The 24,345-nt window shown below is 62.0% G+C and carries 22 protein-coding genes; 14 read left to right on the forward strand and 8 right to left on the reverse strand.

The window, feature by feature from the left end; translation table 11 throughout:
- Positions 1-234: 234 nt before the first annotated feature.
- The 5 genes from bioD to bioB are packed head-to-tail and all read right to left on the reverse strand — an operon-like array spanning position 235 to position 4,711.
- Positions 235-930 carry a dethiobiotin synthase gene (gene bioD / locus NVV94_RS24570; protein WP_258444879.1) on the reverse strand — a complete coding sequence of 232 codons (696 nt, stop codon included), beginning with the start codon at positions 928-930 and terminating at the stop codon, positions 235-237.
- A gap of 1 nt (position 931) precedes the next feature.
- Positions 932-1,756 (reverse strand): malonyl-ACP O-methyltransferase BioC, encoded by an 825-nt coding sequence (bioC, locus tag NVV94_RS24575; protein WP_258444880.1) that lies wholly within the window; start codon positions 1,754-1,756, stop codon positions 932-934.
- Positions 1,749-2,480, reverse strand: coding sequence for an alpha/beta fold hydrolase (locus NVV94_RS24580; protein WP_258444881.1), 732 nt, complete (start codon positions 2,478-2,480; stop codon positions 1,749-1,751). The genes bioC and NVV94_RS24580 overlap by 8 nt, the downstream gene beginning before the upstream one ends.
- On the reverse strand, positions 2,473-3,645 hold the full coding sequence (gene bioF / locus NVV94_RS24585; RefSeq protein ID WP_258444882.1) for an 8-amino-7-oxononanoate synthase: 1,173 nt from the start codon (positions 3,643-3,645) through the stop codon (positions 2,473-2,475). Before bioF ends, NVV94_RS24580 begins: the two co-directional genes overlap by 8 nt.
- A gap of 7 nt (positions 3,646-3,652) precedes the next feature.
- Positions 3,653-4,711, reverse strand: coding sequence for a biotin synthase BioB (bioB, locus tag NVV94_RS24590; RefSeq protein ID WP_258444883.1), 1,059 nt, complete (start codon positions 4,709-4,711; stop codon positions 3,653-3,655).
- 90 nt (positions 4,712-4,801) lie between these two features.
- On the opposite strand from bioB, the gene NVV94_RS24595 reads away from it, so the two are divergent.
- The 5 genes from NVV94_RS24595 (at position 4,802) to rarD (ending at position 10,604) form a co-directional block, all read left to right on the forward strand.
- On the forward strand, positions 4,802-5,539 hold the full coding sequence (locus NVV94_RS24595; RefSeq protein WP_258444884.1) for a ComF family protein: 738 nt from the start codon (positions 4,802-4,804) through the stop codon (positions 5,537-5,539).
- A 59-nt stretch (positions 5,540-5,598) separates the two neighbouring features.
- Entirely contained in the window at positions 5,599-6,345 is a 747-nt protein-coding gene (locus NVV94_RS24600) for a TOBE domain-containing protein (protein ID WP_258444885.1), read from the forward strand.
- Between the two features lie 165 nt (positions 6,346-6,510).
- A complete protein-coding gene (locus NVV94_RS24605; RefSeq protein WP_258444886.1) occupies positions 6,511-8,412 on the forward strand; it encodes a PhoX family phosphatase in 1,902 nt (633 codons plus the stop codon).
- Between the two features lie 235 nt (positions 8,413-8,647).
- Positions 8,648-9,622 carry a serine/threonine protein kinase gene (locus tag NVV94_RS24610; protein WP_258444887.1) on the forward strand — a complete coding sequence of 325 codons (975 nt, stop codon included), beginning with the start codon at positions 8,648-8,650 and terminating at the stop codon, positions 9,620-9,622.
- A 94-nt stretch (positions 9,623-9,716) separates the two neighbouring features.
- The gene (rarD, locus tag NVV94_RS24615) at positions 9,717-10,604 is read left to right on the forward strand and encodes an EamA family transporter RarD (RefSeq protein WP_258444888.1); all 888 of its coding nucleotides are present in this window, start codon (positions 9,717-9,719) and stop codon (positions 10,602-10,604) included.
- Positions 10,605-10,818: 214 nt separating this feature from the next.
- Here rarD and NVV94_RS24620 read toward each other — a convergent pair whose 3' ends face one another.
- Complete coding sequence (locus NVV94_RS24620) at positions 10,819-11,340, reverse strand: glycine cleavage system protein R (RefSeq protein WP_258444889.1); 522 nt, start codon at positions 11,338-11,340, stop codon at positions 10,819-10,821.
- A 430-nt stretch (positions 11,341-11,770) separates the two neighbouring features.
- Here NVV94_RS24620 and NVV94_RS24625 point away from each other — a divergent pair, with 430 nt between their 5' ends.
- Positions 11,771-13,960 carry a malate synthase G gene (locus NVV94_RS24625; protein ID WP_258444890.1) on the forward strand — a complete coding sequence of 730 codons (2,190 nt, stop codon included), beginning with the start codon at positions 11,771-11,773 and terminating at the stop codon, positions 13,958-13,960.
- A gap of 41 nt (positions 13,961-14,001) precedes the next feature.
- Here NVV94_RS24625 and NVV94_RS24630 read toward each other — a convergent pair whose 3' ends face one another.
- Entirely contained in the window at positions 14,002-14,454 is a 453-nt protein-coding gene (locus tag NVV94_RS24630) for a response regulator (protein ID WP_258447815.1), read from the reverse strand.
- A 219-nt stretch (positions 14,455-14,673) separates the two neighbouring features.
- Between NVV94_RS24630 and NVV94_RS24635 the strand changes: the two genes are divergently transcribed.
- From NVV94_RS24635 to NVV94_RS24670, 8 genes are all read left to right on the forward strand, one after another.
- Positions 14,674-16,611 (forward strand): DUF294 nucleotidyltransferase-like domain-containing protein, encoded by a 1,938-nt coding sequence (locus tag NVV94_RS24635; protein ID WP_309304302.1) that lies wholly within the window; start codon positions 14,674-14,676, stop codon positions 16,609-16,611.
- Complete coding sequence (locus NVV94_RS24640; protein ID WP_258444891.1) at positions 16,608-17,315, forward strand: PolC-type DNA polymerase III; 708 nt, start codon at positions 16,608-16,610, stop codon at positions 17,313-17,315. Before NVV94_RS24635 ends, NVV94_RS24640 begins: the two co-directional genes overlap by 4 nt.
- 121 nt (positions 17,316-17,436) lie before the next feature.
- Complete coding sequence (locus NVV94_RS24645) at positions 17,437-17,955, forward strand: RNA polymerase sigma factor (RefSeq protein ID WP_258444892.1); 519 nt, start codon at positions 17,437-17,439, stop codon at positions 17,953-17,955.
- Positions 17,952-18,929: a FecR domain-containing protein gene (locus NVV94_RS24650; protein ID WP_258444893.1), complete on the forward strand. Its 978-nt coding sequence runs from the start codon at positions 17,952-17,954 to the stop codon at positions 18,927-18,929. Before NVV94_RS24645 ends, NVV94_RS24650 begins: the two co-directional genes overlap by 4 nt.
- Positions 18,930-19,171: 242 nt before the next feature.
- On the forward strand, positions 19,172-21,589 hold the full coding sequence (locus NVV94_RS24655) for a TonB-dependent siderophore receptor (RefSeq protein ID WP_258444894.1): 2,418 nt from the start codon (positions 19,172-19,174) through the stop codon (positions 21,587-21,589).
- 69 nt (positions 21,590-21,658) lie between these two features.
- Positions 21,659-22,789 carry a PepSY domain-containing protein gene (locus NVV94_RS24660; RefSeq protein WP_258444895.1) on the forward strand — a complete coding sequence of 377 codons (1,131 nt, stop codon included), beginning with the start codon at positions 21,659-21,661 and terminating at the stop codon, positions 22,787-22,789.
- A complete protein-coding gene (locus NVV94_RS24665) occupies positions 22,789-22,968 on the forward strand; it encodes a hypothetical protein (protein WP_258444896.1) in 180 nt (59 codons plus the stop codon). The genes NVV94_RS24660 and NVV94_RS24665 overlap by 1 nt, the downstream gene beginning before the upstream one ends.
- Before the next feature lie 124 nt (positions 22,969-23,092).
- The gene (locus NVV94_RS24670; protein ID WP_258444897.1) at positions 23,093-23,725 is read left to right on the forward strand and encodes a glutathione S-transferase N-terminal domain-containing protein; all 633 of its coding nucleotides are present in this window, start codon (positions 23,093-23,095) and stop codon (positions 23,723-23,725) included.
- Positions 23,726-23,732: 7 nt separating this feature from the next.
- On the opposite strand, the gene NVV94_RS24675 is transcribed toward NVV94_RS24670, so the two are convergent.
- The gene (locus NVV94_RS24675; protein WP_258444898.1) at positions 23,733-24,239 is read right to left on the reverse strand and encodes an ATP-dependent zinc protease; all 507 of its coding nucleotides are present in this window, start codon (positions 24,237-24,239) and stop codon (positions 23,733-23,735) included.
- Positions 24,240-24,345 lie beyond the last annotated feature (106 nt).

A 24,345-nucleotide genomic window follows, 5' to 3' on the forward strand; every position in this document is an offset into this window, starting at 1 on the left:
AGAGACCGGGCAGCACTGGCTGGCATCCGATCAAACAGTTGTTTGAAACATACGTTTACGCCGAAACCTTGTCAAGCGCCGTTCGCGCAACTCATCTGGCGCAAGTCTGAAAAGCGCGCAGGCAAAGGCTCGCAGCGGGACGGCAACGATTTGATGAATACTTGAAGATTAGTCGAAGGCAGGCAGGATGAGCGCCGAGAGCGGCGCCCCCCCGAAGGATAGAGTCAACCGAATCTAGCCAACCAGATTCAGCTCCAGGAGATCCAGCTCCAGGTGAGCAGCCACCGCCTCGGGCGATACCAGCTTGAGTTTTGGCACTCGCCCCAGACAAGGTGCGGGCAGGCGTTCGGCCAGGGTGGCGAGGTTCTCTTCCAGGCGCGAAGTCCGCGCGTCGATGATGTTTGCGACCCAACCGGCCAGTTGCAGGCCGTCCTGGGCAATGGCTTCGGCGGTCAGCAAGGCATGATTGATACAACCCAGGCGCACGCCTACCACCAGAATGACCGGCAGTTGCAGGGCCATGGCCAAGTCGGACAGGTTTGCCTGGTCGGACAAGGGCACACGCCAGCCACCGGCCCCTTCGATCAGCGTGAAATCCGCGTCCCTGGCCAAGATATCGCGCATCGGCCCGAGCAAGGACTGCACGTCCAGTACCACGCCGGCCTCGCGTGCGGCCAGATGCGGCGCTATCGCCGGCTCGAAGGCGAACGGATTGACCTCTTCGTACTTCAGCTTTATCGAGCTTTCGGCCATCAGTGCCAGGGCATCGGCATTGCGCAGGCCCTTGGGGGTGACCTCGCAACCGGATGCCACAGGCTTGGCTCCGAGGGTCGCAAGACCGTTCAGCTTCGCGGCATGCAGCAGGCCTGCTGCAATCGTCGTCTTGCCGACATCAGTGTCAGTGCCTGCGATGAAGTAGGCAGCGCTCATTTCAGCCTCCTTGTTCCAGCGGCTTGTGCAATACGGCATAGACCACCTGGTAGGTCGCCGGCAACCCCTGTGGCTGCCGAAAGCCTTCATAGGCCTGCCTCAGGCCGATCATACGCGCTCTGCCGGTCAACCCGCCGGGCCTTCCCGGATTGAGGTTGTGCGCGCCAAGCGCCTTGAGTTCATGGGTCAACCCACGCAAGTCAGGGTAGTACAGAACATGCGGCCGGGATTCGAGGCTGAGCACCTGCAAACCACTGTGTTCACAAAGCCGCTGATAATCCTCCAGGCGCCGGAAGCGATTGACATGCACCATGCCGTCGACGGCCTGCCAACTCTCGCGCAGCTCATGCAGCGTGCCGACGCAGAGACTGGCAAACGCCATCACGCCGCCCGGCTGCAAGACTCGATGCCCTTCCCTGAGCACGGCTGCAAAGTCGGCACACCACTGTACGGCCAGGCTTGAGAACAGCAACTGGCAGCTCTGCCCCTGCAATGGCAGGCGCTCGGCATCGCCGGCAATGAAGTAATCCGCCCCACCCTGGGGGCGAGCGTGCTGGAGCATGCCTTCGGCGATGTCCAGCGCAATACCCTCACTGTGCGGGTACCGGTTGGCCAATACGCGACTGAAGTAACCGGTGCCACTGCCCAGGTCAAGCCAGCGCTGCGGCTGCAGGCTCTGCGGCAGACGAGCAAGCAGCTCCGTACCGACTGCCCGTTGCAATTCGGCGACGCTGTCGTAGCTGGTAGCGGCGCGGGAAAAGGACGCCGCCACCTGGCGCTTGTCGGGCAAGCTGCCGGGCAGGCCCGGCTGGGAAAGATCAGTCATCACCGGACTCATGCAAGAAGGCCTGGATGGCCGCAGCCAATTCATGGGGAGCCTCCAGAAGAAACGCGTGGGAGGCCTGCTCGATCAGGCCGACTTCGACATCCGGCAGCAGCGTCAGAAGCTCGCCGGCTACCTCGGCAGGGACCAGGCCGTCGGCGCCTGCAAACAGGTGCAGCTGCGGGCCGGCAAAGGCCTGCAATGCATGGCGGGTATCCATTTTTGCCAACAAGGCCAAACCGTGTTGCAGGCTGGCGCAAGGTGTATGCGGTGCGCCGGCGTTGAGCAGGCGCGCCAGCCCGCGGGGGTCCTGGGCACCTTGCGCGCACAGCAGGGCGAAGCGCTTGAGGGTCGTGTGCGGCTCGCTCTGGCAACCTTTCAAAAACGCATCGAAGGTTTCGCTGGCCATGGCATGAGGCCAATCGGCACGCGCGACAAAGCAGGGATTGCTCGCCATTGTAACCACGCCGCAACAGCGATCGCCCCGACGGGCCGCCAGTTCGCTGGCCAGCATCCCACCCAGCGACCAACCGCCAAGCCAGGCATCATCGGGCATCGTTGCGTCCAATTCATCGAGCCAATCCTCAAGGTCGTCGCAGGCAAGCTCCGGCAAGGGCTCGATCTCGACCCGTAGATGCTCATCCAGCCCCTGCAGCGCAGCGGCCAACGGTTCCAGCGGGGAGATGCCCAGGCCCCAGCCCGGCAGCAGGATCAGTCGATCACGCATCGCCTGGCTCCAGCAGCGGGTAACACTCGGCAAGCGCATCCAACAATAGCTGCACTTGCGTCTCGCTGTGGGCCGCCGAGAGGGTTACCCGCAGCCGGGCACTGCCCGCCGGAACTGTTGGCGGGCGAATGGCGGTGACCAGCAGGCCCCGCTCGCGGAGCATCTGCGACAGGCGCAGGGCGCGCTCACTCTCACCGATCATGATCGGCTGGATCGGTGTGAAGCTGTCCATCAGCTCGAGGCCGATCTGCTCGGCACCTGCCCGGAACTGGCGGATCAAATTCGCCAGATGCTCGCGCCGCCAATGTTCGCTGCGCAGCAATTCGAGGCTTTTCAGCGTTGCGCAGGCCAATGCCGGCGGCTGGCTGGTGGTGTAGATATAGGGGCGGGCGAACTGGATCATGCTATCGATCAAGTCGTCGCTGCCGGCCACGAAGGCACCGGCCGTACCGAAGCCCTTGCCCAACGTACCGACCAGTACCGGCACGTCGTCCTGGCTCAGCCCGAAGTGCTCGACGATCCCGCCGCCGTTAGCACCCAACGGACCGAAACCATGCGCGTCATCGACCATCAGCCAGGCGCCCCTGGCGCGAGCAACCCGGGCCAGTGCCGGAAGATTAGCCAGGTCGCCGTCCATGCTGAATACCCCGTCGGTCACCACCAGGGTATTGCCGCAGGCTTTTTCCAGACGGCTGGCGAGACTCTCGGCGTCATTGTGCAGGTAACGGCTGAAGCGCGCCCCGCTGAGCAGGCCGGCATCGAGCAGAGAGGCATGGTTGAGACGGTCTTCGAGCACCGTATCACCCTGCCCCACCAGCGCCGTCACGGCGCCCAGGTTGGCCATGTAGCCGGTGGAAAACAGCAAGGCTCGCGGGCGACCAGTGAACTCGGCCAGCGCTTCTTCCAGCGCATGGTGCGGGCCGCTATGGCCGATCACCAGGTGCGAAGCCCCACCGCCCACGCCCCAGCGCTCGGCGCCGGCACGCCAGGCCTTGATGACCTCGGGATGATTGGCCAGGCCCAGGTAATCGTTGCTGCAGAACGCCAGCAGCGGCTGACCGTCGACCACCACTTCAGGCCCCTGCGGGCTCTCGAGCAACGGCCGCTGACGGTACAGCGCGGCGGCACGACGTTCGTCCAGGCGCGCGCGGAGATTGAAGGTCATGGGCGCCTCAGGCAGAAGCGGCGTTATAGAACATCTCGCTGCTTTTCTGTTCGACCAGCGCCTGTTCGATCGCCGCCTGATGCACTTCATCGGCGTGCTCTTCGCGGGCTTCGGGCAGGATGCCCAGGCGCGAGAACAATTGCATGTCCTTGTCGGCCTGCGGGTTGGCGGTGGTCAGCAGTTTATCGCCGTAGAAAATCGAGTTGGCACCCGCGAAGAAGGCCAGCGCCTGCATCTGCTCGTTCATGGCCTCGCGGCCGGCGGACAGCCGTACGTGGGATTTGGGCATGAGGATACGCGCCACCGCGAGCATGCGGATGAAGTCGAACGGATCGACATCATCGGCGTTTTCCAGCGGCGTACCGGCGACCTTGACCAGCATGTTGATCGGCACCGACTCCGGGTGCTCCGGCAAGTTGGCCAACTGGATCAGCAGGCCTGCGCGGTCGTCCAGCGACTCGCCCATGCCAAGGATGCCACCCGAGCAGATTTTCATGCCGGCGTCGCGTACATAGGCCAGGGTCTGCAGGCGCTCGCCGTAGGTGCGAGTGGTGATGATGCTGCCGTAGAACTCGGGCGAGGTGTCGAGGTTGTGGTTGTAGTAATCCAGGCCTGCTTCGGCCAGGGCGACGGTCTGGTCCAGGTCGAGGCGGCCGAGGGTCATGCAGGTCTCAAGGCCCATGGCCTTGACGCCCTTGACCATCTCCAGCACGTAAGGCATGTCCTTGGCCGACGGGTGTTTCCAGGCCGCCCCCATGCAGAAGCGGGTCGAACCGATGGCCTTGGCGCGGGCAGCCTCTTCGAGGACCTTCTGCACTTCCATCAACTTTTCTTTTTCCAGGCCGGTGTTGTAGTGACCGGACTGCGGACAATATTTGCAATCTTCCGGGCAGGCACCGGTCTTGATCGACAGCAAAGTCGAAACCTGTACGCGGTTGGCGTCGAAATGCGCGCGGTGCACGGTCTGCGCCTGAAACAGCAAATCGTTGAAGGGCTGGACAAAGAGGGCTTTGACCTCGGCGAGGGTCCAGTCGTGACGCAGATTTGCAGTTGTGCTGGCGCTCATGGGCGATTCCTTACTTATGCTTGGACTGGCGCCAGGGGCAGGAAAGCCCACAAGCGCAACACGGATATGCGGCATATTTAAGGAAGAGCCATGCGCTGTCAACCACCACTCAACAAGCTGGTTTACATCTGTACAAAAAATAACCAAGGATGTTTATTGTGCGATGAACACACCGACAACCCTTACCCGCTCTGCGTGCCATGCGAAGCCGAGCTGCCCTGGCTGCATGACCGTTGTCAGGTCTGCGCCCTGCCCTTGCCCCTGCCGGGACTGACCTGCGGGCAATGCAGCAAGCGTCCTCCGGCCTTTGAATTGGTTGAGGTTCCCTGGCATTACGGCTTCCCCATCGATGCGCTGATCACAAGGTTCAAGCACAACAGCCGCTGGCCGATCGGCAGGCTGCTGGCCGAGTTGCTTGGCCACTGGCTTGAACATCGATTCGATGAGGGGTTGCCACGCCCCCAACGACTGCTGCCGGTGCCCATGGCCAGCAAGCGACTGCGCCAACGCGGCTTCAACCAGGCGGCCATGCTGGCGAACTGGTTGAGCGCGAGCCTGAAGCTTCCTTGTGACGAGCGTCTGTTGCTGCGCCCCCGCGAGACCCTCGCGCAACAGGAGCTGGACGCCAGGTCACGCAAGCGTAACCTGCGCAATGCCTTCGCCCTGGCGGACGACGCGCAGGTGAAGGGACAACACCTGGCGCTCGTCGACGATGTGCTGACCACGGGCGCCACGGCCCATGCCCTGGCGCGCCTGTTGATGGAGGCCGGTGCCAGGCGGGTCGATGTCTACTGCCTGGCCCGTACGCCCAAACCCGGCAGCGCTTGACTTGACCGAGGCAGGCGGGCACTTTTCAAGGCAGACACTTCTGGATCCTGCGTCAGCCCATGTCCCTGCCTGCCCTCCTGACTCAACACATCGTCCGCCGCCCGCAGCGCATTGCGCTGCTGCAGCACATCGCCGAACAAGGCTCGATCACCCGCGCCGCAAAAAGTGCAGGCCTGAGCTACAAGGCTGCCTGGGATGCCATTGAGGAACTGAACAACCTGTCGAATAAACCGCTGGTCGAGCGCAGCGTCGGGGGCCGTGGCGGCGGTGGCGCCAGGCTTTCGGCCGAAGGTGAGCGGGTGCTGAGGCTGTATCAGCGTCTGCAGGCATTGCAGACGCAAATACTCGAAGCCACCGAAGAAGCCGGCGACCTGGATCTGCTCGGTCGCTTGATGCTGCGAACCAGCGCCCGCAATCAACTGCATGGCCGGATCAGCGCAATCACCCCCCACGGCCGCAATGATCAGGTCAGGCTGGAGCTGGCGCAGGGGTTGGCCATCGAGGCGCAGATTACTCATCAGAGCACCTTGCGGCTGGAGCTCGAAATCGGTACCCAGGTGGTCGCGCTGATCAAGGCCGGCTGGTTGGAGTTGCTCGCGGCCGATGATGCCGCCAGCCCCGGCAACAACTGTTTGAGTGGGCGGGTGGAGGAGATTCTCGATGACGACGAAGGGCCCAGTGAGGTACGTATTGGCCTGGCCAATGGGCAGACATTGTGCGCGGTGAGCTCGCGGCGGTTGCAGGTGGGCGATGAGGTGAAGGTGCAGTTTGCTCCGTCCTACGTGTTGCTCGGGATTCCTGTTTAGTAGCTGATGGCCCTATCGCTGGCAAGCCAGTTCCTACAGAGTTTGCGCAAGACTCTGTAGGAGCTGGCTTGCCAGCGATAAGGCCATAACAGACAACACAAGAACTGCCATCTAACCGTCACACTTGCCGACTAAGGTGACTGCCAAAACCGCAGGGAGCCTGGCATGAACCTACTAGAAAACAACCAACCCACCGACCTCGAACAGATGGTCGGCCTCAGCCGCCGAAGCTTTATCAGTGCAGGCGCCCTCTGCGGCGCGGCCATGTTCATGGGCGGCAGCCTGCTCAGTCGCAGCGTGCTGGCAGCCAGCACCGGCGAGGTGTCCAGCCAGTTGCTGGGTTTCCAGGGGATTGCCGCCGCCACCGGCGACACCATCAGCCTGCCGCCCGGCTATAAGGCTTCGGTGCTGATCAGCTGGGGCCAACCGCTGCATCAGGACGGTCCGGCCTTCGACCCCAGCGGCAATGGCAGCGCCAAAGCCCATGAGCAACAATTCGGCGACAACAATGACGGCATGAGTCTGTTCCCCTTCCCCGGCGACAACAACCGGGCACTCATGGCCATCAACAACGAATACACCAACTATCGCTATCTGTTTGCCCACGGCGGCCAGCCGACGTCCGCCGAAGAGGTCCACAAGGCCCAGGCCAGCGAGGGCGTCTCGGTCATCGAGGTGCGGCGCAACAACGGTCAATGGCAGTTCGTCCAGGGCTCGCGCTACAACCGCAGGATTCATGGCAATACCCCAATCCGGGTCAGCGGGCCGGCGGCCGGCGATGACTTGCTCAAGACCAGCGCCGACAAGAGCGGCACCCAGGTTCTGGGCACTTTCCAGAACTGCGCCAACGGCATGACCCCGTGGGGTACTTACCTGACGTGCGAAGAAAACTTCACCGATTGTTTTGGCAGCAGCAACCCGGCACAGGTTTTCGATGCCGCACAGACGCGCTATGGCGCCTCGGTCGCCAGCAAGGAAATCGGCTGGCATCACCATGATCCGCGCTTCGACCTGGCCAGCAATCCGAACGAACTGAACCGCCATGGCTGGGTGGTGGAGATCGATCCGTTCGACCCGCAATCCAGGCCCGTCAAGCGTACCGCCCTGGGTCGCTTCAAACATGAAAACGCCGCGCTGGCCGAAACCCGCGACGGCCGGGCCGTGGTGTACATGGGCGATGATGAACGCGGAGAATTCATCTACAAGTTCATCAGCCGCGACCGCATCGACCACTCCAATCCCAAGGCCAACCGCGATCTACTCGACCATGGCACGTTATACGTGGCGCGCTTCGATGCCGGCGACGGCCACCCCGGCCAGCCAAAGGGGCAGGGCCAGTGGCTGGAACTGACCCACGGCAAACACGGGCTCGACGCCGGCAACGGCTTTGCCAGCCAGGCCCAGGTGCTGATCAATGCCCGGCTGGCCGCCAGCGTCATGCACGCTACGCGCATGGACCGCCCCGAATGGATCGTGGTCAGCCCCAAGGACGGACAGGTTTATTGCACCCTTACCAACAACGTCAAACGCGGTGAAGACGGCCAACCGGTGGGCGGCCCCAACCCTCGCGAGAAAAACCTCTATGGGCAGATCCTGCGCTGGCGCGAGAGTGGCGACGATCATGCGGCCATGACCTTTGGCTGGGACCTGTTCCTGATCGCCGGCAACCCTGGCGTGCACCCCGGCAAGCCGAAGGGTGGCTCGGCCAACATCACCCCGCAAAACATGTTCAACAGTCCCGATGGCCTGGGCTTCGACAAGGACGGCCGGCTCTGGATACAGACCGACGGCGACGCCAGCAACACCGGTGACTTCGCCGGCATGGGCAACAACCAGATGCTCTGCGCAGACCCTGCGACCGGCGAGATCCGCCGTTTCATGGTCGGCCCCGTGGGTTGCGAAGTCACCGGCATCAGCTTCGCGCCGGATCAACGCACTGTGTTCGTGGGCATTCAGCATCCCGGCGAGAGCGGCGGTTCGACCTTTCCCGAGCACTTGCCAAACGGCAAGCCGCGTTCGTCGGTGATTGCGATCAGCCGGGAGGATGGTGGGGTCATCGGTAGCTAAACAATCCCCGGCTCACCACGTAACCTGTAGCCGCTGCCGCCAGGCTGCGCTGGAGCCCCGCAGGGGCTCCCCGGCGATCTCGAGATCCTGCGCCTGCTTCGCACGCGAGCTGGTGCGCCACTGCGACAGCCTTCGGCAGCGGCTACAGGGTACAAACGCAGCAACTCCTATACCGCAGCCATCTGCGCTACCATGGGTAGCCGGACGCGGCAGCCTGCCGCGCGCAGGAGTGAGCATGTCCCACCCTTTTGAAACACTGACCCCCGATCTGGTTCTCGATGCCGTCGAAAGCATCGGCTTTCTCAGCGATGCCCGGGTAATGGCCCTCAACAGCTACGAGAACCGCGTCTATCAGGTCGGCATCGAAGACGCCGAGCCACTGATCGCCAAGTTCTATCGGCCCGGTCGCTGGACCAACGAAGCCATCCTCGAAGAGCACGCCTTCACCGCCGAACTGGCCGAGTGCGAGGTGCCGGTGGTCGCCCCCCTGATCCACAACGACGCCACCCTGTTTGAACACGAAGGCTTTCGCTTCACCCTGTTTCCAAGACGTGGCGGTCGTGCCCCGGAACCTGGCAACCTGGATCAGCTTTATCGTCTTGGACAATTGCTCGGCCGCCTGCATGCGGTAGGCTCGACCCGGCCTTTCGCACACCGCGAAGCCCTGGGCGTACAGAACTTCGGCCACGATTCGCTGAACACCTTGCTCGAAGGCGACTTCGTACCGCGCAGCCTGCTGCCGGCCTATGAATCGGTGGCGCGCGACTTGCTCAAGCGCGTCGAAGAAATTTACAAAGCCACCCCGCACCAGAACATCCGCATGCACGGCGATTGCCACCCCGGCAACATGATGTGTCGTGACGACGTGTTCCATATCGTCGACCTGGACGACTGTCGCATGGGGCCTGCGGTACAGGACCTGTGGATGATGCTTGCCGGTGATCGCCAGGAATGCCTCAGCCAGTTGTCCGAACTGATGGATGGCTACAGCGAGTTCCATGATTTCAACCCGCGCGAACTGGCCCTGATCGAACCCTTGCGCGCGCTGCGCCTGATGCACTACAGCGCCTGGCTGGCACGCCGCTGGGATGACCCGGCATTCCCGCGCAGCTTCACCTGGTTCGGTACCGAACGCTATTGGGGCGACCAGGTGCTGGCGTTGCGCGAACAACTGGCGGCCCTCAACGAAGAACCATTGAAGCTGTTCTGAGTCTCCAGAACAGCCGTAACGGTCACAGACAAGAACCACCAGCCTGCCTACAATACGCTGTATTTTTAGTTAGCTGCCTAAGCAAGGATTCTGCATGCAAGCCGCCAACCCGCGTCGCGGGTATATCCTGGGCCTTACCGCCTATATCATCTGGGGACTCTTCCCACTTTACTTCAAAGCCATCGCGGCGGTGCCGGCGGTGGAAATCATCGTCCACCGCGTACTGTGGTCGGCACTGTTCGGTTCGGTGCTGTTACTGTTCTGGAAGCATCCCGGCTGGTGGCGTGAACTGCGCGACAACCCACGGCGGTTGGCGATCCTGACCCTGAGCGGTACCCTGATCGCCAGCAACTGGCTGGTATACGTCTGGGCAGTGAATAATGGGCGCATGCTCGAGGCCAGCCTGGGCTACTACATCAACCCGTTGGTCAACGTCCTGCTTGGCATGTTGCTGCTGGGTGAACGCCTGCGGCGCCTGCAATGGGTGGCGGTTGCCTTGGCTGCTATCGGCGTGGCACAGCAGGTCTGGCAGGTTGGCAGCCTGCCCTGGGTTTCGCTGGTGCTGGCGCTGACCTTCGGCTTCTACGGCTTGATTCGCAAGCAGGCACCGGTCGCGGCGCTGCCCGGGCTGGTGGTGGAAACCTGGTTGCTGGTGCCCCTGGCCATTGGCTGGTTGCTGTTCAATCCCTTGGCTCACAGCGCGCAGGCCAGTTTCTACACCGATACACAAGCGCTGTGGCTGATCGCGGCGGGGCCGATTACGCTGGTACCGCTGGTCTGCTTCAACGCTGCCGCCCGGCATCTGCCGTATACGACACTAGGCTTCCTGCAATACCTGGCACCGACACTGGTGTTGCTGCAGGCTGTGCTGCTTTTTGATGAGCATCTGGCGTCCAGCACCCTGGTCGCCTTCATGTTCATCTGGGCGGGCCTTGCCCTTTATAGCGTCGATGCGTGGGTAAGTTTGCGTCGCCGCAGATGATCAAAAAACGTACAACACCCTGCAGGCCACGATAATCGTGGCCTGCAGAGGTGTCTCCCAAGGTTATCCACAGCTTGATCCACGCAGTTTGTGCACAAGCCCTTGAAATTGCTCGTTTTTTGCTCATATCTCGGAAAGCCGCAGCCGGCGTGCAGTTGAGCCAGGGCTCCCCAGCTTATCCACAGGCACATCCAAGTTAATAAGGGATAACTTGTTACTGCGGTTCGGTACGCAGCACCAACTCGACCATCAGATCATCGGCAAGCTCTTCCAGGCGCGCCTGCAATTGCTCCAGCGGCAAGGTCAATGGCACCGCGAGAATCGCATCGGCGTGAAACAGCGGCTCACTGCTCATCGGTGCCGGGCGAACATCGGTGGTCAATCGTTCGAGGTTCACGCCCTGCTCACTCAACACCCGGGTGATTTCGCGCACGATACCTGGCCGGTCATTGCCGACCAGTTCCATGGCGATCGGTTTCCAGGTGCAGGACGACTCCATGCCAATATCGGAGATCACTACGCGTATCCCTTGCGCCTTTAACTTTTCCAAGGCATCGACCAGTTCGTCATAGGACTCGGCCGCCACGGCCACCCGCACGATTCCGGCGAACTGACCGGCCATGCGCGAAATGCGGCTCTCCATCCAGTTGCCGTTATGCTCGGCGATGCACTGTGCAATCCGTTCGACCTGCCCGGCTTTGTCCGGGGCAAAAACTGTCAATACCAAATCATCCACGCTGCAGCCCTCGCTTGTTGCCAGCGGCAAATACGCCGGGGATCGAGAAAGTATAGGCAAGGCGCGGCAACCTGCCGCAGGCGCTCGGAAAGATAAATCGTGTACTGTTTTAAGATTTATCTGGAACAATCCCCCGCTTTTTTGAGAACATACCACTCCCCAGCGTGACCGAAGAGCTCATGCCGGTCGCGGAACGACGTATTTAGTCTAATTTTCACAACCGCACCTCATCATGTAGTATGCCGCAGCGCGGACTACATAATGTTGCATCGATGTCTGCCAAGGCGCCTGTGAAAACATGGAAACCCCGCCAGCACGCGCTGGCTGGCAAGCCCAGCCGCCCGCGAGGGCATGTTCTGGTACCGTGTTTAGAGAAGCGCTACAGGCTTTAAATAGAAGAGCTGAATAGCTGAGCAGAGTGAGGCAAGCAATGACTGAACACGTTCAAGTCGGTGGCCTTCAGGTCGCCAAAGTCCTGTTCGACTTCGTGAATAACGAAGCCATCCCTGGAACCGGTGTCAACGCCGAACAGTTCTGGGTGGGCGCGGAAAAGATCATCAACGACCTCGCTCCAAAGAACAAAGCGCTACTGGCCAAGCGTGACGACCTGCAGGCGAAAATCGACGCCTGGCACCAGGCGCGTCATGCTTCTGGGAAAGCCGAGGCTCATGACGCAACGGCCTACAAAGCCTTCTTGCAAGAAATCGGTTATCTGCTGCCAGAAGCTGCTGATTTCCAGGCGACGACGCAAAATGTCGATGACGAAATCGCGCGCATGGCCGGCCCACAGCTGGTCGTGCCGGTGATGAATGCCCGTTTTGCCCTCAACGCTTCCAATGCCCGTTGGGGTTCGCTCTACGATGCCCTGTACGGCACCGACGCCATCAGCGATGCCGGTGGCGCGGAAAAAGGCAAAGGCTACAACAAAGTCCGTGGTGACAAGGTGATCGCTTTCGCCCGCGCTTTCCTCGATGAAGCCGTACCATTGGCTGCCGGCTCCCACGTCGACTCCACCGGCTACACGGTCGTCGACGGCAAGCTGGTTGTCAGCCTCAAGGGTGGCAGCAACTCCGGCCTGCGTAACGATGCGCAACTGATCGCCTTCAAGGGCGACGCACAAGCGCCGACCGCCATCCTGCTGAAGAACAACGGCCTGCACTTCGAAATCCAGGTGGATGCCAGCAGCCCGATCGGCCAGACCGACCCGGCCGGCATCAAGGACATGCTGATGGAGGCCGCGCTGACCACCATCATGGACTGCGAAGACTCCGTTGCCGCAGTCGATGCCGACGACAAGGTGGTGATCTACCGCAACTGGCTCGGCCTGATGAAGGGCGACCTGGCCGAACAAGTGTTCAAGGCTGGCGAGACCTTCACCCGGACCATGAACCCCGATCGCAAATACATCGCGATCGACGGCAGCGAGTTGACACTGCACGGCCGTTCCCTGCTGTTCGTACGCAACGTCGGTCACCTGATGACCATCGATGCGATCCTCGACGGCCAGGGCAACCAAGTGCCCGAAGGCATCCTCGACGGTCTGGTCACCAGCCTGGCAGCGATTCACAGCCTCAATGGCAACACCGCGCGCAAGAACAGCCGCACCGGTTCGGTCTACATCGTCAAACCGAAAATGCATGGCCCGGAAGAAGCCGCGTTCACCAACGAACTGTTCGGCCGCATCGAAGAAGTCCTGGGCCTGCCGCGCAACACGCTGAAAGTCGGCATCATGGACGAGGAGCGCCGTACCACGGTCAACCTCAAGGCCTGCATCAAGGCCGCCAGCGAGCGCGTGGTGTTCATCAACACCGGTTTCCTCGACCGTACCGGCGACGAAATCCACACCTCGATGGAAGCCGGCGCCGTCGTGCGCAAGGCCGCCATGAAAGCCGAGAAGTGGATCGGTGCCTACGAGAACTGGAACGTCGACATCGGCCTGAGCACCGGCCTGCAAGGCCGCGCCCAGATTGGTAAAGGCATGTGGGCCATGCCGGACCTGATGGCCGACATGCTCGAGCAGAAAATCGCTCACCCACTGGCCGGTGCCAACACCGCCTGGGTACCGTCGCCGACTGCTGCTGCCCTGCACGCCCTGCACTACCACAAGGTCGACGTATTCGCGCGTCAGGCCGAACTGGCCAAGCGCGCCCGCGCTTCGGTCGATGACATTCTGACCATCCCTCTGGCTGCCAACACCAGCTGGTCGGCCGAAGAGATCCAGAACGAACTCGACAACAACGCCCAGGGCATCCTCGGTTACGTGGTGCGCTGGATCGACCAGGGTGTCGGCTGCTCGAAAGTGCCGGACATCAACGACGTCGGCTTGATGGAAGACCGCGCCACCCTGCGGATTTCCAGCCAGCTGCTGGCCAACTGGCTGCGTCATGGCATCGTTACCGAAGAGCAGGTTCTGCAGAGCCTCAAGCGCATGGCCCCGGTGGTCGACCGGCAGAACGCCGCCGACCCGCTGTACCGTCCGCTGGCACCTGACTTCGACAACAACATCGCCTTCCAGGCGGCGGTCGAGCTGGTGGTAGAAGGTACCAAACAGCCAAACGGCTACACCGAGCCGGTCCTGCATCGTCGTCGTCGTGAATTCAAAGCGAAGAACGGCCTGTAAGACGCAATACAAAAAGCCCCGATCGCAAGATCGGGGCTTTTTTATGCCTGGGGATCGAGGCCCAGTTCCCGGCGGGCCAATGTAATCAGCTGCTTCGAATCGATCGGTTTGAGCAGGAAGTCGACGACGCTCAAATGCATGGCCGCGATGGCATCTTTGACATCCGCATCGCCGGAAATGATCACAATAGGCAAAGCACTGCGCTCGGACTCGCGGATCTGGCGAATCAACTCCAACCCATCGAACGGCCCAATGCGCAGGTCGGTAATCAGCAGGCCAATGGATTTGTCGGCCGCGAGCGAACGCAAGGCCTGGGCGGCGCTATTGGCCGTCAGGCACTGGATGCCATGAAGCTGAAGAATTTCCGCCAGAACTTCCCGCGCCCCTTGATCGTCATCGACGATCAAGGCTTTTAGAGGTAACGCCTCGGGTTCCTGCATGACGGCATTGATTGCTTCACGCTCTTCGTCACTCAAAATATCGTGATCGGACATAACCTTCTCATCATCAATGCCCATGCTGACTACCCTGTCTATTGAGTTCAGACTGCATTGATACAGGTTTCAACCCGCCCTTCGTCGGTTTATCCATAATTCGGATCCAAAATCCGCTGGGTGCCCACGCGCCTGGAGGTTTTTTAGACTTACGTCCAATGGGCACCCCAGCGCCGGGGGTCGACCATGGCAGTTGATAAACACAATGCGGTAGTGGTCATGAGTAAAACGGACGCCTTTGCCCAGGCTGGGAAAACAGCAGTACTGCAGAATATCCACGGCACCATGCAGTTTCTGCAACGCTTTCCACCTTTCAACCAGATGGAGAATGCGCACCTGGCGTACCTGGTAGAACAATGCCAACTGCGCTTTTTTGCCGAAGGCGAAAGCATCATCAAACCTGCCGATGGCGCGGTGGAGCACTTCTATATCGTAAAACAGGGGCGCGTGGTCGGCGAACGACCGCACACCGCCAAACGCGGCACCGAAACCACCTTCGAGATTGCCACTGGTGAATGCTTCCCGCTGGCAGCATTGCTGGGCGAACGCGCGACGCGCACCGAACACCTGGCTGCCGAGGATACCTTCTGCCTGCAGTTGAACAAGCTGGCCTTCATCAAGCTATTCGCGCTCTCGGCCCCTTTCCGCGACTTCGCCCTGCGCGGCGTCAGCAGCCTGCTCGACCAGGTCAACCAGCAAGTCCAGCGCCGTGCCGTGGAAACTCTCGGTACCCAGTATTCGCTCAACACCCGCCTGGGCGAACTGGCCATGCGTCATCCAGTCACCTGCGGCCCGCAAACACCGCTGCGCGAGGCCGTGAAGCTGATGCATGAACAGCAGGTCGGCAGTATCGTGATCGTCGACCAACACAGGGCGCCCCAAGGTATCTTCACCCTGCGCGACCTGCGCCAGGTGGTTGCCGATGGCAGCGCCGACTTCAGCCAGGGCATCGAACGGCACATGACCCAGGCACCCTTCTACCTGAGCCCCGATGCCACGGCCTTCGACGCCGCCATCGCCATGACCGAGCGGCATATCGCCCACGTGTGTCTGGTCAAGGAGCAGCGACTTTGCGGCGTGGTTTCCGAGCGCGACCTGTTCTCGTTGCAGCGGGTCGATCTGGTGCACCTGGCCCGTACTATCCGCCACGCCTCGCGCATCGAGAGCCTGGTGGGCCTGCGCGGGGAGATCCGCCAGCTGGTCGACCGCATGCTGGCCCACGGCGCATCCTCGACCCAGATCACCCAGATCATCACCCTGCTCAACGATCACATGGTCTGCCGGGTCATTGAGCTGGTACTCGAAGAAAAAGGCGATCCCGGCATCCCGTTCAGCTGGCTGTGCTTCGGCAGCGAAGGGCGGCGCGAGCAAACGCTGCATACCGACCAGGACAACGGCATCATTTTCGAAGCCCGCGATGCCGCCCATGCCGCCGAGATCCGCAGTGTGCTGCTGCCGCTGGCGCAGCAGATCAATCAGGGCCTGGTGCAATGCGGCTTCACCCTGTGCAAGGGCAACATCATGGCCGGCAACCCCGAGCTGTGCCTATCCCGCGCCGAATGGGGCCGCCGTTTTGCTGCCTTTATCCGCGAGGCAACGCCGGAAAACCTGCTGGCCTCGAGCATCTATTTCGACCTGCGCGTGGTCTGGGGCGAAGAACAAAGCTGCGTGCAATTGCGCAAGGGCATCCTCGACCAGGTGGCCGACAATCGACTGTTCCAGCGCATGATGGCCAACAATGCCCTGCGCCAACGCCCACCCGTGGGACGTTTCCGTGAGTTCGTGCTGACCCGCCAGGGCAGCGACAAGGCTGCCACGCTCGACCTCAAAGTCCAGGGCCTGACACCTTTCGTCGATGGTGCCCGGCTGCTGGCGCTGGCCCATGGCATCGATGCCAACAACACTCTGGAGCGCCTGCGCCAATTGGTAGCCCGGGAAGTCATTGACCGTCTCGATGGTGCCGCCTATGAGGAGGCCTATCACTTCATCCAGCAGACCCGCATGCAACAACATCAATTGCAGAGCCGGCAGAACCTGCCCTACTCCAACCGGGTCGACCCCGACAGCCTTAACGATCTGGATCGGCGTATCCTGCGTGAATCCCTGCGCCAGGCCCAGCGCCTGCAAAGCAGCCTGACATTGCGGTATCAGCTATGAGCCTGTTTGCCTGGTTGCGGCCCAGCCCACCGCAGCTCACTGCCGAGCAGCAACAACGCGTGCAAGCATTGGCCAGCCCTGGTGCGTTGGCCGAGCACTCTCTGCGCCAGCAGCGCTGGGTAGTGCTCGATCTGGAAACCACCGGCCTGAATATCAACCGCGATCAGGTTCTGTCCATTGGCGCTGTGGTGATCGAAGACGGCGCCATCGACCTGGGGCAGCAGTTCGAGCGCACCCTGCAGCGCAGTGAACTGAAGACCGGCCCCAGCGTGCTGATTCATGGCCTGGGGCCCAGCGCCATTGCTGCTGGCAGCAAGCCCGCCGAAGCCCTGCTGGACCTGATGCAATTCATCGGCGACAGCCCGGTGCTGGCGTTTCATGCCCCCTTCGATCAACGCATGCTCAGCCGCGCGCTCAAGGACAGCCTCGGCTATCGCCTGCAGCACAGCTTTTTCGACCTGGCGGAATTGGCCCCCATGCTTTGCCCGCAAGCAACGCTGCGTGAAGCCGGGCTGGATGACTGGACCGCCTGGTTCGGCCTGCAGGCACACGCCCGCCACCATGCCAGCGCCGATGCCCTGGTCACCGCCGAGCTGGCCTTGATTCTGTTCAGCAAGGCGCGGCGCCAGCAAATCGACAGCCCCCTGCATCTGGAGCATCGCCTGAACCAGTGGCGTCGCCGTCAGCGCACCCACTCATTCTGAGCCTGGCGGTGCACCCGCTTCCCCGGAAACAACCGATGAGCGTGAATTGCGCAGAGTGAAAGGCTCTGCGACAATCGCGAATAATTCTCGTTAGTTTGAACTTTCTTTTCCGGGGAATGCCTTGTCGTCAGCCCAAAGCCCTCACAGTGAGCTGGTCGGTGCGCTGTACCGCGACCACCGCAGTTGGCTGCTCGCCTGGCTCAGGCGCAACATCGCCTGCCCGCAGCGGGCCGAGGACCTGAGCCAGGACACCTTCATGCGCCTGCTCGGCCGTGATGCGCTCACTACGCCCCGCGAGCCGCGGGCGTTTCTGGTCGCCATCGCCAAGGGTCTGCTGTTCGACCATTTCCGCCGCACGGCACTGGAACAGGCCTACCTGTCCGAGCTGATGCTGATACCGGAAGCCGAGCAGCCTTCGCCCGAAGAGCAACACCTGATCCTCGAAGACCTCAAGGCCATCGACCGCCTGCTCGGCAAGCTGTCGAGCAAGGCCCGCGCCGCTTTTCTGCACAGCCGCCTGGATGGCCTCGGCCACGCCGAGATCGCCGAGCGCCTCGGGGTGTCGGTGCCACGGGTGCGTCAATACCTGGCCCAAGGCATGCGCCAATGCTATGTGGCGCTCTATGGTGAGCCGACATGAGCCCGCTCGGTTCAATGCCGGTATCGGCACGGGTACTCGATGCCGCCATTGCCTGGCAGCTATGCCTGGACTCGGGCAATGGCAGCGTGGTCGAGCGCGCCGAGTTCAGCCAGTGGTACGCCGCCGATGAAGAGCATGCGCGCGCCTGGATGCAGTTGGGCATGCTCGACCAGCGCTTCAGTGCCGCCGCCGGCCCCGCACGCAAGGCCCTGATGCAATCGCGCACCAGCCTGCGACGGCGGGTGCGCAAACTTGGCAGCGGCATCGCCAGCGTGATGCTGGTCGGTGGCCTGGCGCTGTTTTTCGGTGATCGCCATCTGCCGCTCAATTACTGGCTGGCCGATCAACGCACGGCCACCGGCGAGCAACGCATGATGCGCCTGGCCGATGGCACGCTACTCAACCTCAACACCCACAGTGCGGTGGATGTGCGTTTCGATGACAAGCAGCGACTGATCGTGTTGCAGGAAGGTGAAATCTTCATCGAAACCGGGCACAAGGATGACCGGCCCTTCATCGTCGCCACCGCCGATGGCCGCCTGCGAGCGCTGGGCACGCGCTTTCTGGTCAAGCTCGAAGAGGACGGCACCCGCTTGAGCGTGCTGCAATCAGCGGTCGCTGCCCAGCCTGAGGACAGCCACGACGAACAGATCCTGCGCGAAGGCCAGCAAGTGCTGATGCGCCACAATGGCCTGAGCGCCACCCTCGCCCTGGCCCCCGGTGCCGACGCCTGGACCCGGGGCATGCTGGTGGTCGACAACGCTCGTCTCGGTGACCTGGTCAAGGAGCTCGGGCGTTATCGCAGTGGCTATCTGGGGGTTAGCCCGGAGGTTGCCAACCTGCACATCACCGGTAGCTTCCCGCTGACCAATACCGACCTTGCGCTGCAATCCTTGGTGCCGACGTTGCCGGTGCAGATTGAGCAGCGTGCGCCTTGGTGGGTTACGGTGGCGGCGCGCAAAGATAAGCCCTGAAGACCCTTTGGGTCTTTATCGCTGGCAAGCGGAACGCCGCCCGGCCAGCTCCCACAGGGACCTGCGCGACCCAAATATTTGGGGCAGGCAGAGGACCTTGTGGGAGCGGGCTTGCCCGCGATCGGCTGCTAAGCAGTCGTATTCTTGATTCTAAATCTAAATTATTTTCGATCAGCCCTATCACTTTCCGCTTTTCGCTCGGCACCAAGGCATTAAGCAACTTTTCCTTCTGGAGCCGCCGCATGTCCCGCCCATTCGAAACCCTTCTGCGCCCCAGCCTCATGGCCGTGGCCATCGCCCTGGCCGCACCGCTGGCGAGCAGCCCGCTGATCGCCGCCGAGCAGGCCAGCAGCGTGCGCACCTATGACCTGCCGGCGGGGCCGCTGTCGACCACCCTCAATCAAATCGCCAGCCAGGCCGGCCTGGCCCTGAGTCTGGACCCAAACCTGGCCAGTGGTCGTACCTCGGCGCCGGTCAGGGGCAAGTTCGATGCCCCTGGCGCCCTGCGCGAAGCCCTGCGCGGCACCGGCCTGCAACTGCAGCAGAGCAGTGTCGGCAGCTACAGCCTGGTTGCCATTCCCGAAGGCACCCTGGCCTTGCCCGAAACCAGCATCAACGCCCGCGAAGCTTATGAAAGCGCCTGGGGGCCGGTCACCGGTTACGTGGCCACCCGCACCGCCGCCGGGACCAAGACCGACACCCCTATCGTTGAAGCCCCGCGTTCGATTTCGGTCGTGACCCGCGAGCAGATGGACGACCGTTCGGTCCTCAACCTCAACGACGCCCTGCGCTACACCGCCGGCGTGATGAGCAGCGGCTACGGCTCGGACTCGCGTGCCGACTGGCTGCGGATTCGCGGTTTCGACCCGACCCAGTTCCTCGATGGTCTGCCACTGCCAAAAGGTTCGTTTTCCAACCCGAAAGTCGAGCCATGGAACCTGGAGCGCATCGCCGTACTGCGCGGCCCGGCTTCTTCGGTGTACGGGCAGACGCCACCAGGCGGCATGCTCGACATGGTCAGCCGTCGCCCCCAGGCCGAAAATGCCAACCAGGTTGAACTGCAGGCTGGCAGCAACGAACACAAACAGATCAATTTCGACAGCACCGGCAAGATCGACGACGAAGGTCAGTTTCTCTACCGTGTCAGTGGCGTGGTGCGTGACAGCAACTCATCGACCGACCACGTGCCGGACAAGCGCTACAACATCGCGCCCAGCCTGACCTGGAACATCAACGACGATACCCACCTGACCTTTATCTCGCAGTACACCCGCGACGATACGGGTATCAGTGGCCAGTTTCTGCCCCTGCAAGGCACCAAGCTCGATTCCCCCGCGGGCAAGATCTCGCACCACAAGAACCTGGGCGATCCGGACTGGGAGTTTTACGACCGCACTTACTACGCGCTCGGCTACGCCCTTGACCATCGCCTGAACGATGTCTGGCAGTTCCGTCAGAACCTGCGCTACACCAAGAGCGATCTGTCGTTTCAGGGCATCAACGTCGCCACCTTCAATACGGTCCAGCCCGATGGCACCGTGAACCGTGAGACCGGCATCGTCAACGAAGACATCAGCCAGTTTGCCGTAGACAACAACTTCCAGGCCGACTTCCAGACCGGAGCGCTGAGCCATACGCTGTTGCTGGGGCTGGATCACCAACGCTCCAACACCAACTACAACTGGTTATATGGCTTCCTCAACGTTCCACCCACCAATGTAAACCGACCGATCTACGGCCAGGACTTCTCCAACGTAGGCTATTTCAACTTCTACGATTACAACCAGAAAACCCGGCAAACCGGTCTGTACATACAAGACCAGATCGCCCTGGACAAATGGCGCCTGACAATCGGCGGCCGTGAAGACTGGGTGCACACCGGCACCAAGTTCTACAACAACAACGAGGCGACCAACACTCAGCGCGACAAGGCGTTCAGCGGTAACGTCGGGCTGAGCCATGTCTTCGACAATGGCATTGCCCCGTACGTCTCCTACACCGAATCGTTCCAGCCGGCCACGGGTGCCAACGTGAACGCGACCGAGTCGTTCGAGCCCACCGAAGGGCGTCAGTATGAAACCGGGATCAAGTACCAACCGCCTGGCAGCAACACCTTGCTGACAGCGGCTGTGTACGATTTGCGCCAGAAGAACGTCAAGGTCACCGAAGGCAATATCACCAGCCAGGTGGGTGAACTTCAGGTTCGCGGCCTGGAGCTCGAAGCCACCACTGAAGTCACGGATAACCTCAAACTGATCGGTTCTTACAGCTACACCGATTCGGAGATCCGCAAAGGCGCCGCCAACGAGCAAGGCAACCGCATGGCCCTGGTGCCGCGCAACCAGGCCACGCTCTGGAGCGATTACACCTGGCACAGCGGCGTGCTCGACGGCTTCGGTGTCGGCGCGGGTGTGCGCTATGTGGGCGATACCTACGGCAACACCACCAATACCGACCTGGGCCATGTCGGCTCCTACACCGTGTATGACGCCTCGGTACACTACGACCTCGGCCGCCTGAGCAACAGCCTCAAGGGTGCCTCGATCGCCGTGGATGCCAAGAACCTGTTCGACAAGGACTACCTGTCCAACTGCGACGGTTACTGGTGCTACTACGGTGACGAGCGCAACGTGGTCGCCAGCGTGAACTACAAGTGGTAAGCCGCTAGGGCCATCCCGTTGTACCAAGGGCCATTCATTGCGCAGTGGCCCTTTGCATTTGGACTGCACATGAAAAGCCAAACCATCCGTCGCTGGTCTTTTATCCACACCTGGACCAGCCTGATCTGCACCCTGTTCCTGCTGATGCTGGCCATCACCGGCTTGCCGCTGATTTTCCATCACGAGATCGAGCATCTGCTGGGCGATGCCCCCGAACTCAAGGAAATGCCCGCCGAGACCCCGCACCTGGACCTGCAGCAACTGGTCGTCAAGGCCCAGGCCCATCGCCCCGGCGAAGTCGTGCAATACCTGGGCTGGGACGAAGACGACGCTAACGGCGTGGTGGCGATCATGGCGGCCACGGCCGGTACCGAGCCCAACAGTTCGCACACCTTCATGCTCGATGCCCGCAGCGGCGAAGCGGTGGAAATGCCCTCAGCCAATGGCGGCTTCATGATGGTCATGCTGCGCCTGCATGTGGACATGTTCGCCGGGCTGCCGGGCAAGCTGTTGCTGGCCTTCATGGGCCTGCTGTTCGTCGTGGCGATCATCTCCGGCGTGGTGCTGTATGCGCCATTCATGCGGCGGATGAAGTTCGCCACCGTGCGCCACGACAAATCCACGCGCTTGCGCTGGCTGGACCTGCACAACCTGATCGGAATCGTCACCCTGAGCTGGGCGCTGGTGGTGGGTGTCACCGGCGTGATCAGCGCCTGTGCCGACCTGGTCATCGCCGCCTGGCGCAACGAAAGCCTGGCGGCAATGGTTGCGCCCTACCGCGATGCACCACCGCTACAAACCCTGGCGCCCGCCAGCAACCTGTTGAAGATCGCGGCCGAGGCAGCGCCAGGCATGCAACCGGATTTCATCGCCTTCCCCGGCACACGTTTCTCCAGCGAACACCACTACGCGGTGTTCATGAAAGGCAGCACCCACCTGACCGCTCACTTGCTGACCCCGGTGCTGATCGACGCCAGCACACTGGAAGTCACCGCCATCGGCGATCGCCCCTGGTACATGGACGCCATGGGCCTGTCGCAGCCGCTGCACTTCGGTGACTACGGCGGTCGGCCGATGCAGATTCTCTGGGCTGCGCTGGATGTGCTGACCATCATCGTGCTCGGCAGCGGGCTGTACCTGTGGTGGGTGCGGCGGCGTGTAAGCGTTTCGGCCAATGCCGGCCAGGCGGAGGTTGCGTGATGGCGAGCAAGAAGAAATCCAGCTTCTGGCCCGTATTCGGCATGCCCCTGTTGATCGCCTTCCTTGGTGCGGCGGGCTTGTTCGCCGCCTTGCTCGGGGATGGTTGGTGGGATGCGCTGGCGTGGGTGGGGCTGGCGGTGCCTGCGGTGCTCGGTTTGCGGGGCCTGGTCGCCCGTTGAAGGCCCTGCGGGCCTTGGCGTCGCAGCGGCGCACCGAGCCTGCGGCAGCGGCTACAACGCGTAGCGCTCGCCAAACTGCCTGACGCTGATTAGGCTAGACGCTCACTGCCGATGAGGGAACCCCATGTCCACCCCCAGCATGACCCTGTTCCACTCCCCCGCCTCGCCCTTCGTGCGCAAAGTCATGGTGCTGCTGCACGAAACCGGGCAACTGGACCGCGTCGCCATCAACACCATTACCCTGAGCCCGGTCAGCCCCGACAGCGGCCTTAACGAAGACAACCCGGCCGGCAAGATCCCGGCCCTGCGCCTGGCCGACGGCAGCGTTCTGCACGACAGCCGGGTGATTCTCGACTATCTGGACCACCAGCATGTCGGCAACCCGCTGATCCCGCGTGAGGGGTCTGCGCGCTGGCGGCGTCTGATGTTGGCCTCGCTGGCCGACGCCATCCTCGATGCCGCCGTGCTGATCCGCTATGAAACCTTCCTGCGCCCAGCGGATAAACACTGGGACCTGTGGCTGGACAATCAACGGGAAAAAATCGAACGGGCCCTGGCCTACCTTGAGCGCGACAGCATCGCCGAATTGAGTTCGGCCTTCGATATCGCCGCCATCAGCGTCGCCTGCGCATTGGGCTACCTGGACTTTCGCATGCCCAGTTTGGATTGGCGCGCCGCCCAGCCACAATTGGCCAAATGGTACGCCGATGTCAGACAGCGTCCGTCGCTCAAAGCCACTGAGCCGCCAACAGCCTGACGATCGATCAGCAGTCGGGTTTGCCAGCGGTGAACCGCCGCGCCGGGTTCACCGCCGCGCCGAACTCGCGCAAGGCCTTGGCGCCGATCAGCAGCGGGTAGTTGAAACTGCTGCGGTCGGTCAGGTTGACCTCGACGGTGCGCTTGACCCCGCCCAGGCACAACTCCAGGTCGACCACGGGGCGCTTGGCCACGGCCGCGCCTTCGCCGTTCTCCTCTTCCTCTTCGTCGGCACGGCTCTTGATCTTGCTGATGCGCGCGATCTTGTGCTCGTACACTTTGTCGTCGGCGTTCTTGGTCGCCAGGCGAAAGCGCACCCAGTCTTCACCATCACGGGTAAAACGTTCGATGTCCCTGGCCGACAGCGAGGCGGTCAGGGCGCCGGTGTCCATCTTGGCCTTGAGGGTCTCGCCGATTTCCGGCAAGCCGATGTATTCATAGCGCCCATAGAGGGTCGGCTCTGCTGCCATGACCGGCAAGGCCAGCAGCGTTAACAGCGCAAGAACGGATTTCACGTCGTGATTACCTCAGGTTGAATGTGAGCGCCCGACGTTAGACTGCCTTTCGCCAGACCGTCCAGAACTGGGTCAACCAGCTCTGGATGGAAAAGGACCCGCGCAT

It is taken from the genome of Pseudomonas sp. LS1212 (assembly GCF_024741815.1).
Classification (GTDB): domain Bacteria; phylum Pseudomonadota; class Gammaproteobacteria; order Pseudomonadales; family Pseudomonadaceae; genus Aquipseudomonas.